We start from the raw sequence: 12929 nt of genomic DNA on the forward strand, positions 1-12929 counted from the left end.
GGCATCCTCCGTTATCAATAATATTTCTTATTTACCCTAAACAAATACTGCAATAGCGGAACAAGTCTGATCGTAGGCGCCGTTCAGCCGTACGCGAGCTGCGACGAATTTCCGATCTTTGGGTGTGTTAGGGGAAGCAGCATGGTTGCGGTCGTTGCCGGCAATGGATTAGGTCTGTTCAATGCGTCGCTGAACTCGTTGGGGGGCGTAGGGGGATTTGGCCAGGGTGGTCTGGGCCAGGCAGGTGGCCAGGCAATGGTCAATGCGAGCAACGGTAACCTGGTGCTGCGGTTTACTGACGAGCAGCTGTCGGCAATGGGACAGGACCTGTTTCATACCCGTACGTACAACGCTCAGGGCGCTTTGACGGACGGCGATGCCGATGGTTGGCGCTGGGAAGGCGAGCGCAAGGTGGTGTTGAGTGGCACGCGCAATACCACCGGCAGCAGTGTGGTGCGTACCACTGGCGACGGCCATGAGACACGCTATGCCTGGAACGGTAGCGCCTATAAGTCCAATGAAGGCGATGGCGCTCATGACTCGCTGGCTTGGGATGCAGCCAACGGTCAGTGGGTGTGGAGTGAAGGCTCCACACATATGGTCGAGCGTTACGACGGCGCAACCGGTCGGATTGCATCGATGACTGATCGCTCGGCTGTTATGACAAGCTATAGCTACGACACCAATGGTCGCCTGGCAGCGGTCAAGGACAACGTCTCGGGGCAAGAGCTGGTGTTGATATACAACGCTGCCGGAAAACTTGCGCGTTTGGATACCCGCACCGCGCAAGGCGGCGCGCTCACGCAGCAGGTGTATTACGGCTACGACACGCTGGGTCGATTGACCAGTGTGAGCACCGACTTGACGCCGACCGACAACAGCATTGCGGATGGCAACGTCTACACCAGCACCTACGCTTACGACGCAAACACTTTCCGCATCGCCAGGGTTAGCCAGAGCGATGGCAGCGCGGCGAGCTTTACCTATGTGCTGGTGGACGGTGAGTACCGTGTTCAGACGGTAAACGATGCATCAGGCACCACGACTTTTGCTTACAACACCGGCAGCCGTCGCACCGACGTCACCAATGGCCTCAATCAACAGTGGAGCTACTACTACGACGCTGGGGGCCAACTGATTCAAGTGCAGACGCCGGCCGTCAGTGGCCAGCGGCTGTCGACGTACTATGCCTATGACGTGGATGGCAATGTTATCCGGATAACCGATGGCCTGGGCAACGTGCTGTCGTATCAGTACGACGCCAATGGCAACCGCACCCTGGAGCGCGACAGCTCGGGCACTACCGTTACGCGGACCTATGACACCGCCAACCAGTTGCTCAACGAAATTCGCTACACACTGCCGGCGACCTGGAACAGCAGCTCCGCCACCTGGACCGATCCGCCGGCATCGAGCGCACAGGTGACGCGTTACCTCTACGATGGGAATAATCGTCCGAGCGCCATGATCAGTGCCGATGGCAACGTCACTCGCTATCTCTATAGCGTGTGGGGATTGCTGGTGCGGGAGATCAGTTATGGCGACGCGACCTATGACCTCAGCGCACTGACCCCAACCCAGGCACTTTCCTCCGTCTCGATCAACGCCTGGGTGGCCGCACGCGATACAACGCGCTCGACGCTGGTTGATCTGACGTATGACTACCGTGGCAATCTCAGCCAACGCAAGGCATACGGCACGGTAAATTCATCCGGTGTAGGGGTGATGGATGCGTCAACCGTCATCACTGAGTATGTCCACGACCAAGCCAGCCAATTACTGCAAACCATCGTTACGCGTGGTGCAGGGCGTACCGAGAAGACCACCCTGGTCTCCACGGTGTACGACGGGATGGGACGCCTGATCAGTCAGGTCGATGCCAGCGGCACACGTACTACAACCTATAACAGCGCCAGTCGGACCGTCTCGACAACCAACACCGTCGGGCAAACGCTCACCCAATCCTTCGACGCCGCAGGCCGCCTGATCAGCTTGACGCAAACGGCTGCAGGCGTGGCCACACGCACGACGCAATATGTTTACGACGCTATGGGGCGGCAGACCATGGTGCAAGACATGACGGGCGTGCGCACGTACACCTTTTATGACGAAGCCGGCCGGGTCAGCGCTCAGGTTGATGGCATTGGCGCTGTGGTGGAGTATGTCTACAACGCAGCGGGTCAGCGCGCCGAGGAAAGACGTTATGCCACCTTGGTGTTGACCGGTAGCTGGTACAACGGCACCGCTGTCATCAAAACCCTAGTCAGTGATATTCGCCCGGCCGCAACAGCAGCGGATCGCTCTACCCGCTACACCTATGATGTGCGCGGGCGGCTGAGCACAAGCACCGACGCAGTTGGCACTGTAACTACCAAGACCTACGATGGCCGGGGCCAGTTGGTGAGGGAGCAGACTGGCGACCGTACCATCCGCTATTTCTTCGACGCCAGTGGCCGGCAGGTGGCGCAACTGGACGCCGAAGGCTACCTGAGCGAAAACGTCTTTGATGCGAGCGGTCGCCTACAACAGGTAATCCGTTATGCCACGGCTACGGCGCTGGGCAGTCGCGCGGGTGGCACCCTTGCAGAGTTGCGCCCTGCAACCGGAGACAACCTGCGGGTCTGGTTCTTTTACGACTCGGCAGGCCGCCAGACAGGCAGCGTTGACGAGCAACAGTTCGTCACCGAAGTGGTGTACGACGAAGCAACCCACCAACAGAAAACCATTCGTTATGGCACCGCCTACGCGCCCGAGATCACGGCAGGTACGCGCTTCGCGTCCGTCAAGGCTGGCGTGCAGACGAGTGCGGTCATACACACCACGACGCTCGCCTATGACGCAATGGGCCGCGTCAGTCTGCGTACCGCTACTGATGGCAGCGTAACTGCCTATGAATATGACACCGCCGGCCGTCTGGTGCGTGAGACCGCCGCGCAAGGCACCAATGACGAGCGCAGCACCCGTACGCGTTACGACGCGTTTGGGCAAGCCATCGGCAAGCTGCTTGGGGAAGCGTCTACGCGCGTCATCACAGGGATGACCGATGACCAGGTTGCAGCCATCTACGCTCAGTACGGGCTGACCTATAGCTACGATGCCGCCGGGCGTGCCGCCAGCGTGCGGGATGCGCAGGGCAACCGCAGTGTCTCTTACTACGACGCCACGGGGCGCTTGACCCATGTAGTCAATGCGTTGGGCGAGGTGAGCGAGACGGCGTACAACGCTTTTGGCGAGGCCAGTGAAAAAACCAGCCTGACCGCTCGTTTGAGCACTACCGATACCGCAGCCCTGACGGGTGGCCTGCTAACGCTGCCGGTCAAGACCCTGGTGCAGGCCATTCGTAATGCAGCGTCGGATAACCGTCGTACCTATGGCTACGATACCCGCGGCCTGTTGATCTCCAGCACCGATGCCCTGGGTTTTTTGACCCGCTATGGCTACAGCGGTTTTGGTGAACAGATCTCGGTGACCCGTACCCTGGCGAGCGGCTCAACGGTCACCGACAGTGTTAGTTACAACAAGCGTGGTGAAGCGATTGCCATCAATGAAGATGTCGGCGGCCTGGCTCGTACGACTGCAACGGGTTACGACGCCTTTGGCCGAGTGATCAGCCGTGTTGATGGCCGTGGCCTGACGAGCAATGTCATCTACTCCGGTAGCGGTCGCCGCATTCACCACTTCAACGCGCTGGGCCAGTCAGAGAGCACCGACTACGACGCGTTTGGGCGGATCCTGGTCAGTACCGACGCCCTGGGCAAGACCACCACTTACACCTATAACGACGCCACTCGCTCCATGACCGTGACCACGCCGGACGGCGTCAGTGTCAGCACGGTCAAGAACCGCCATGGCCAAACGCTGACCTTGACCGATGGCGATGGCAAGCTCACGACCTACAACTACGACAAGACGGGTCAGTTGCTGACCACTCTGAATGCGCTGAGCCAGGGCTCTACGAATGCGTATGACAACGCTGGGCGTCTGCTCAGCGTTACCGATGCCTTGGGGCGTTTGACCCGTTACACCTACGACGCCGGTAACCGAGTGGTCAGCCGTACCGCTGCCAATGGTGCAATAACCCGATACACGTTCGACGGCCAGGGCCGCCAAGTCCGCGTCATTGAAGCGCAGGGCCTGCTTGAACAACTCGTTACCGATTACGCCTATGACCGTAATGGCCAGGTGTTGATCGTTACACAGGACCCGGATGGGCTGAAGCTTACGACTACGTACACCTATGACGGTGCTGGCCAACAGGTTCAGGTGGCGCGGGGGACCAGTGCCAGCCCGAACCAGCAGATAGTCCTGTATGCCTTCGACAAACTGGGCCGCCGAACTTCGGAGCGCCTGGATCCCAACGGCATCAACCTGACCACTGCTTACCGCTACAACGGCAATGATCAGGTTACGCGCAAGATCGACCCAGCGGGTGTGAGCACTTGGTACGTCTACGACAACGCAGGTCGTCTTACGGACACCATCGATGCCTTGGGCGGGGTGACCCGCAACACTTATGACGGCAGCGGTCGAATCACCCGCACTACGCGTTTTGCGACGGCTATTGCGCGCAGTGTGGTCAATACCTTTGGTGATGCGCCAGCCAGTGTTTCCCCAAGTGTGAACGGCGCGGCAGATCAGTCCACCCGCTATGTCCATGACGACATGGGTCGAGTGCGCTACAGCATCGATGCAAGAGGTGGTGTGACCGAAACGGTCTATAGCCTCACTGGCAAGATGGCTAAAAGCATTCGCTACAACCAAGTCATCCCGACCGCCACACCCCAAACCCTGGCAGCTACTGCAGCCACGTTGGCCTCGTCAGGCGCACAGCCGGTCACGACCTCGTACATTTACAACGAGATCGGCCAGCTTACGAGTGTGACCGATGCTGCCGACAAGACGGAGTCCTACACCTACGATGCGGTGGGGAACCGCAAAACGCTGACCAACAAAAATGGCGCGGTGTGGCGCTACAACTATGACAACCTGAACCGCCTGGTGGAAGAGATCAGCCCGGCGATCACCGTTGCCAGTATTTCCGCTACGGGCGTCGTCAGTACCCAGGTGCGTGCCCTTGTTACCACCGTCAACTACGATGCCCTCGGCCACGTGCTTTCGCGTACCGAAGGGCGGCTGCGCGGCAACGTCAACGACAGTGCCCTGCTGGATGACTTGAGCCAGTCTCGGACTACTCGCTACGAGTACGACGCGGTGGGGCATCAGGTGAGGATTACATCGCCTGGCTGGTACAACAAATCCGCCGGTGCCTTTCAGCAAAGCGCTGACGCTTCGATCCCAGCCAATACCTTCCAGGTCACTACGGAAGTCACTTACGACGCGTTGGGTAATGCTGTACGCAATCGCATACGCGTCAATAATACCGGGACGGCGGCTAACGATTACGCTGACAGCTACAAGGTCTATGACCTGCTTGGCCGCTTGAGCCACGACATTGATGCCCTGAAGGGCGTGACGGCCTACACCTACGATGCCCAGGGCAACATCCTTACAACCAAGCGCTATGCCAATGCACTGTCCGCTACGGTGCCGGCCGCCGGCTACTACAAGAGTGGGGAAATCACTCCCACCACGTTGGTTGCCAACCCGACGCAAGACCGCACCCTGGTCAGCACCTACGACGCGCTGGGGCGCAAAACTGCCGTACAGCAGGATCCGGTGAGCCTATATACCTTCATAGGCGTTGTTGCCACCTCATCGCTGATCACCGCCGCACCCACCACCGTCTACACCTACAACGCACTTGGCCAACTGGTTCGCGAAACCCAGATTGCCCGAAACAACAGCGGGGCAACGTTGCTTACCGGTGCCAACACCTTTTACTACTACGATCTGGGCGGGAACCGCATCGCTGCAGTGGACGGCTTGGGGCACTACACCGGTATGGAGTACAACGCGCTGGGCAAGCTCAGTCGTCAGGTTGAGTACGCGACCCGATTGGTGAGCTGGAGCGAAGGCATCCTGCCGACACCACCTTCCAGCAACAGCAACGATCGCCGTAACGTGTTTACGTATGACGCCATGGGTCGCCTGAGCAGCGTGACTCAGGAAGGCGTGCGCTACTGGCAACAAAGCATCAATGCCCAATCCAATGGGGTATTGGCTAGCCAGGTTACCGGCAGCTTGGTGATTAGCCAGGCTACCTATGACGGCGTCGGCAACCTGCTGACCCAGAAAGACGCCGGTGGCAATGTCACCACCAAGGCTTACAACGCCGTTGGCCATGTCAGCAAAATCATCGAGCCTGCGCGATCTGCCGCCCAGGCCGGTGCGGTTGATCCATTTTCGACTGCCATGGTTGTCGCTTCGCCAATCACGACCTTTATGGTGAACGCATTCGGCCAAGTCATTAGCGAAACCCGCGAAGCGGGCAAGAGTGCCGGCAACCTCAGCCAATCCGGGCTGACGCAGACCAGCCGGACCCAATACGACGCCGCAGGTTATACGATCAAGAGCATTGACGCCGGTAACTCTGCGATGAACTACAAAGTTGATGTCGCCGGCCGTATTGCCGAAGAAAGCCGTCAGACCAGCGTCGTGCTCAGTGCTTGGACCGTCAATGGCAGCGCCGTGACGCGCAGTCAGACTCTTCGTCGCACTTACGGCTACAACCTGCTGGGTGAGCAGATATCGACGACGGATTGGTTCACCGCTGCCGACAACTCACAAAAAAGCACCGTCAACAGTGTGCTCTACAACCGCTTTGGTGAAGTCGCCAGCCAACTGCTCAACGGTGCGGTAAGAGCCAGCTATAGCTACAACCAGGTCGGCCGTGCAGTCCTGCAGCAAAATGCCCAGGGCCTCACCCAGGTTGACTACGATCTGGGGGGCAACGCTTCGCGCAGCAATCAGATTGGCGACGCTGCCATTACCACGGATGATCGCATCACCTATACACGCTTCGACGTGCTAGGCCGTGCCCTTGAGCAGCACCTGCCAGCCTTCGAAGCTAACATCAATGCGGATACCCTGAATAACGTCACACTCACCCTAACTACCCCGATTATCCAACAGTCCTACGACCGTTGGGGCAACGTACTCAGTCGCACCGATGCCCGGGGCTACGTCACCACCTACAGCTACGATCACAACAACAAACAACTGACCGAAACCTTGCCGGTGACCGATATCCTGCGAGAGAACGGTACTCGCTATCGCGCCAGTCTCATTCACGAAAAACGCTATGACGCGTCAGGTTTGCTGATCCAGGAAGTGGATCTGGTGGGACCTTACGCGGGTGTGGCCACCAGCACTGAGTTGCGCAGCCGTCAGCACATTTACAACGCTGCCGGCGAGTTGATGCGTGATGTCGATGCGTTGGGCTATTCGCGCAACTATCGAATGGATTCGAATGGCAATCGGGTCGCCATCCAGGACGCAACGGGAGTCGTACTGGTCGACACCTATGACGCGCTGGATCGCCAACTCACCCATGGCGTCATCCGAAATGGCGCCGCCGTCACGTTGCTGACCAACCAGTACGACCAGGCAGGGAGGCTGGTGGGCGAGACCACAGGCAGTGTGGCAGTCGAAGAAACGCTGACCAGCAGCGGGCAGGCGAACGCTTCCAGCATCAATACGGGGGGGATCGGCAATACCAAATACACGCTGTTTGATGAGCGCGGAAATATTGTCCGCACACGCAACGAATCCAAATACGAAAGGGGCTATGAATACAACGAATACAATCGCAAGAGCAAGGAAGTTGACGGGTTGAACAATACCCTGACGTGGACATTCAATGAGGTGGATTTTGGCAAGTTGTCGAGTCATAAGGACCTGGGTGGGCGCGTCTTTACTTACGAATACAACAAGTTTGGCCAGGTCGCCAGGGAAGCAGTCGTTGTTCCTGCTGTACCGGGCAAGTCTGTGGGCGGGCTCGGCGCGTTTCGCTCCTATACCTACTATAAGAATGGCCTGGTCAGTGCAATAACAGACAGCTTTAGCGGCATGGATCTGGTGCGCGAGACCACGATCACGGATGTAAAAGCGTCACAGTATTCGTATAATTTGTCAGGCGCTAAAGTGCGTGAAATAAACGTCGCGCAATTTGTGAATACCGAGGCCATCTTGCTGTTCGATGATCCGGAAAATCCATATGGCTCGTTTGAGTATATGGTGCCTGGGAATAATATTGCGTCGTTAAGTGAGACGCGTACCGGGCTGAATGAAACTGGCCAGTTAAAAGAAATAAAATCATTGCCTGGCAATGTGTTGTCGGGTGCGCTGAATGCGCATTCTATTATCTATACCCACTCCGGCGCCGTGTTTGATGGGTTTACGGAAGATCTCAACATTACACCTATCGTTTCAGCCAGGATTATTGGTATTGAACGATGGATGAACTATGACATTTCGGCCCTGGCGGGGCTTGAATCGTTGAAGTATGAATATGACGAATTGGGTAACCGTCGACTTGTTCACATGGACACAACCAATCAATCGCGGGTGCGCACGGTGATTGATAACTGGTACAAGTACGACAGCGAGGGCAGGGTGCTCGTCGCCGAAGGCTATATCGCCAACGGGCAGGTTGTTGCAGGCAAGTCCGGCAGTTCCGGGAAAGGTTATCTGGTGAGTTATGACGCTTCGGGCAGGCGGCAGAGCCTCGAAAAATGGGCTTCAAGCACCGCGACGTCAGAAGTCTACAATCGAAGCAACTATGTCTATAACGATTTGGGGCAGGTGCTCAGCTCCACGGACAGCAAGATAACAAGAGGGCTGGGAGGCGACACCAGCCAACAGGTACAGACGGTCGGGGCGTCCTCGCTGCTGTTTACCAACGCCTATAACGAACGTGGCAACAAGGTAAGCCAAACCAGCTATACGAACGGGGTGGCCAGCGGCGCGTTCGGTTATAGTTATCGCGGCGACAATCAGTTGATTTCCCAGCTTTCCTATAATGTGTCTGGGGGCGTGCAGAAGTTGTCGCAAGCCAGTTACTTTGGCGAGGCGGGAATGATCGATGCCGCCGGAAACCAACGTGCCTACCGTTACGCAGTCTACAAGCCCGATGGCGCATCCTTGAGTTATACCGGGGCTTATTCGAAAACCTACGCGATGTACGAAGGCTATAAGGAAAGCACCATTGTCGCGACGTGGAGTTATGGCGGTAACGCCGGGGTTACTGCGTTGAAATATTCCGATCGGGGCGAGCTTCTACACTACAGGATGAGTGGCGCGAGTAATTCGGTTCGCAAGTTTTCATCCAATCGCGAAGGCCAGGTTATCGCTCGCCGAGAGAACAGCGGTGCGGTCCAAAGTTATGTTTATTTCAACGGCAATGAGGTGGCAACCCTCGGTAATGCCAGCGTGCCGGAAATTACCGATACGTTGCAGCCTATCTCTTCGGAACATCCTGGCCGGGTGCCCGGCAGCTACATCGTAAACGACGGCGACACACTCACACGCATTGCCCAGACCGTCTGGGGTGACGCGAGCATGTGGTACTTGATTGCGGACGCCAACGGCCTGGATGCAGAGCGGCTGTTGGTCGCCGGCGAAAGCATCATTATTCCGAATGTGGTGAGCAGTGATCGCAACAGTGCGACGACCTTTAAACCCTATAACGCCAACGAGGTGATTGGCGATACCACGCCATCGCCAACGCTTCCGCCGCCACCAAAACCGAAAAGCAAAAAGAGCAGCGGCATTGCAAGCATCGTGATGGTGGTCGTTGCCGTCGTGGCGAGCATATTTACCGCAGGTGCGGGATTGGCGCTGCTCGGCGGTGCGAGCATGGCCGCCGCCGGTTCAGCCGGCGTCGCGGCTCTGAGCGTTGGCGGACTGACCGCTGCAGTAGCGGCCTCCACTGCCAGCTTTACGGCGATCACGGGTACGTTGCTGGTGGCGGGTGCTGTCGGTAGCACGCTCAGCCAGGTGGTCGGCAAGAGCATGGGCGCGGTGGATAAATTTTCCTGGGGGAAGGTTGCCGCGGGCGCACTCACGACAGCTGCCACGGGTGGCCTTGGTTACGCAGCTGGTCAGGGGGCTTTTGGTCCAACCCTCGCAAATGGTGTGAACGCGATAGGGCAAACGGGTGCGAGCACCAGTAATCTGGTCGTCGGTTATGCGGCACAAGGTGTGTTTAGTTATGCCAGCAACTATGCGGCTAACAGAGTCGTGGGGTTGGACGCATCATTCAATTGGAAAAGCGTAGCCGCCTCAGCGGTAGGCTCTGTCATCGGGGGGAGTGTTGGCGGCGGCAATGATTTTTCCGATGCTGTTTTCAGGGCTCAAGCGGGCGCTTTATCCTCGGCGGTCATCACCGATAAATGGTTTGGTGGCGATAAACCCAACTATGGGCAAGTAGCCGTTGATGCGTTTGGCAATTCATTCGCCAACTATGTGGCGCACAAAATCGGAGAGTCGGGCGTCAAGGCAATAATGCAAGAAGCGATGAGCGCGGCAAAAATTGACTATACGATAGATGCCAGTGGGAATATTCAAACCGCATCACCGCACACGTTGAATGTTATCAGGGGGCTGGTAGGTTCCGGGGCGACAAGCGAAGAAATAGCGTTGATCCTTAATAGTGGTGTGCGTGGTGCAGCCTTGACCAGGCAGGAAGTTCTTGAGAATGACCAGATGTCATTTCATCTCGAGAATGGCGTCATTATTACTACGGCGGATGTGGGTAAGCCATTACTCGTGGTTGATGGGGTGGGTGAGAGTTCAAGTTCGCTGGTCAATTTTGCGAACAGAGCGTTTCCGCCTATTCATAACGCAGAGTTGGCACTTGGCGAGTTTGCACAACAGCACGAACTTGCAAGTAAGGTCGTCGGGTTTGCTGCCCAGGCGATTATGTATGGCATGGCGGGGCCGGCGAAGGCGACACTTGATATTGTGGTCTCCCATACAATTGGAGAGTACCTGGAGCAAGGCCAGGAACTGGCGCAGCGTTGGTTGAGTGATTTCTACCAGTCAAAAGGACTAAGGCCTGATGCTGCCTCGATTGCAGCGGAAGGTACGTTCTTTTCGGCCAATATGATTATGGGTAAGGTCAAGGACGGTATTGGTGCGGCAAACGCGACCTATATCAAGAGTGTTCAAAGAAAAACATATAGCAATGATAAGGCGCTGCTTCCCACCGAAGGAGACGTGGCGAGTTATGGCGCGCTTATCAATGCAGGGTCGGTGGGGGACAATATTACGCCGCACCATATACCTTCGGCCAAACACATGGCAGAACATGACGTTCCGCGAGATGAGGGCATCGCTATTAATATGGAACAGCCTCACCCAGGCGTCGGCGGGCGGCACAGGGAAACATTTACCTATGGCAACACGGCTGATAGTAATATGACGCCGCGTAAGGCACTGGCCGAGGGCGTATGGGATGCTAGACAAATTTATAAAAAAGACGGACTATATGACGGTTTTATAAGGGATCAGCTGCAGGATCTGATAAAGCAGAACAAGGTCAAATTTCCAGAAATATTCAAGAGGCCGGATTGATGCCGTCGAACTCCTTTGTAAACATAATTGATCGACTGAGCGAGGTGATTTCAAACAGGCCCGCTGATATGGCGAAAGTAGTGGATGAGGGGGTGTTTGAATTAAGCCAACTCGGCGAACCCTCAGCGGCAAAATTCCTTCTTCCGCTTTTAGATGACGGCTGCCCACATCATGAATGCATGTTTTCCATTATCCACGCGGCAGAAGCGGCACCGTTGGATGCGTATGTTGCAGACTTGCTGGCTGTCTATCCCACGATCGTGGCCAGTAATCCCGAGTGGGCATCCATTGTTTTGCTGCGCGTGCTGAATAGTGATGCCGCGCGGGAAATCATTGTGAAAGCGTTGCGCGAGTCAGATAAGCCAACCAAGGACGCTGTGGCCTATATTGCAAGTAAGATAAATGAAAGAAGCCCAGAGTTTATGAGCAAGACAATGGGTGTTCTGCTGGCTGCGCGCACGTAGTTTTTATGGCGGTATGGGGAGGTGAATGACTTGCCAAAATGCCCGGTCTTATCTTCCCGACAGGGCCTCATCAATAATCGTGCGGATCGTTTTCTCCAGTTTTGGTTCGCCCATCATGGTTTGCGTCACCTGTTGCGCGATCTGCTTGAAATCACTGTGCTCAAGAATCCCATCACCAAACTCCCAGCATAAAATTTCCTGAATCGTGACGACCGGTGCGGCATCACGAAAACCTTCCGCATCTGGCTGTAAAGCCTTGATGCGGCCATGCAAGCGTGTTTTCAGCGTCTCCAGGCTCTTGCCGGCATTCTGGCTTTTGCCGGGAGCAGCCTGAGTGAAAGCGCTCGACGTCACCTGTTCCTTGGGTCTAGCCAGGGCGGCCAGGACGCGGGAAAGTCGAGTGGGGTCGATCTTGCTCATTGTCACGGGGTCTCGAGGTTGTCACGGTAAGCGCCAAGGAACACGCCTGGCGGGGCGAGTGTATCGTTTTGGGGGGCAACGGCGGTATCTGCGAGGCTGGACAGTACACGCGTCATGTCCGCTTTCAATGCGGGGTTGGTACAGTCGGCAATGCCGCTTTTCAGCTTCTCGACGGCGTTCCCTGGCTGCTCATTGAGCATATCCAGATAGGCGCTGGCGAACCATTTCAGGCTGAGGTCTTGTGTGCGGTGTTGCAGGTAATCAAAGGCTGTGCGGGCCTGTTCGACCTGTTGCAATTGCAGGTTCAGCAGCCCGAGTTGGAAGCGAGCGATATCCATCTGGGGATCAAGTTCCAGGGCTTGGGTCATGCCGGCGTGCGCACGATCCAGCAGCCCGAGTTCCGCGTGTTCGGCCGCCAGGAAATAACGCGCGGCAGCATTGTCTGGCTGTTGTTCCAGTGCGGTATTGAGGTAGTTCAGGGCGGCGTGGTGATTGCCGTCCTTGCTGGCGTGAATGGCCAGGTGCAGGTATTCGGTTGCGTCCAGCATGGTTGGGGCTCCATAAGGGATG

General features: G+C 56.7%; 4 protein-coding genes. 2 read left to right on the forward strand and 2 right to left on the reverse strand.

Features of this window, described 5'->3' with window-relative positions; translation table 11 throughout:
* The first annotated feature begins 141 nt into the window (after nt 1-141).
* Both AC07OT_RS00075 and AC07OT_RS00080 read left to right on the forward strand, forming a co-directional pair.
* Nucleotides 142-11475 carry a hypothetical protein gene (locus AC07OT_RS00075; RefSeq protein WP_495107044.1) on the forward strand — a complete coding sequence of 3778 codons (11334 nt, stop codon included), beginning with the start codon at nt 142-144 and terminating at the stop codon, nt 11473-11475.
* Nucleotides 11475-11939: an Imm30 family immunity protein gene (locus AC07OT_RS00080; protein WP_281112245.1), complete on the forward strand. Its 465-nt coding sequence runs from the start codon at nt 11475-11477 to the stop codon at nt 11937-11939. The genes AC07OT_RS00075 and AC07OT_RS00080 overlap by 1 nt, the downstream gene beginning before the upstream one ends.
* A gap of 48 nt (nt 11940-11987) precedes the next feature.
* On the opposite strand, the gene AC07OT_RS00085 is transcribed toward AC07OT_RS00080, so the two are convergent.
* Complete coding sequence (locus tag AC07OT_RS00085; protein ID WP_495107045.1) at nt 11988-12359, reverse strand: hypothetical protein; 372 nt, start codon at nt 12357-12359, stop codon at nt 11988-11990.
* Nucleotides 12360-12361: 2 nt separating this feature from the next.
* A complete protein-coding gene (locus AC07OT_RS00090) occupies nt 12362-12907 on the reverse strand; it encodes a tetratricopeptide repeat protein (RefSeq protein WP_495107046.1) in 546 nt (181 codons plus the stop codon).
* Nucleotides 12908-12929: the final 22 nt, after the last annotated feature.

Source organism: Pseudomonas sp. GW821-FHT09C10 (genome assembly GCF_059418085.1).

Excerpts from the sequence above, each read along its gene's own strand:
- AC07OT_RS00075 (WP_495107044.1), top strand. The coding sequence starts at position 142 with ATGGTTGCGGTCGTTGCCGGCAATGGATTAGGTCTGTTCAATGCGTCG.
- AC07OT_RS00080 (WP_281112245.1), top strand. The coding sequence starts at position 11,475 with ATGCCGTCGAACTCCTTTGTAAACATAATTGATCGACTGAGCGAGGTG.
- AC07OT_RS00085 (WP_495107045.1), bottom strand. The coding sequence starts at position 12,359 with ATGAGCAAGATCGACCCCACTCGACTTTCCCGCGTCCTGGCCGCCCTG.
- AC07OT_RS00090 (WP_495107046.1), bottom strand. The coding sequence starts at position 12,907 with ATGCTGGACGCAACCGAATACCTGCACCTGGCCATTCACGCCAGCAAG.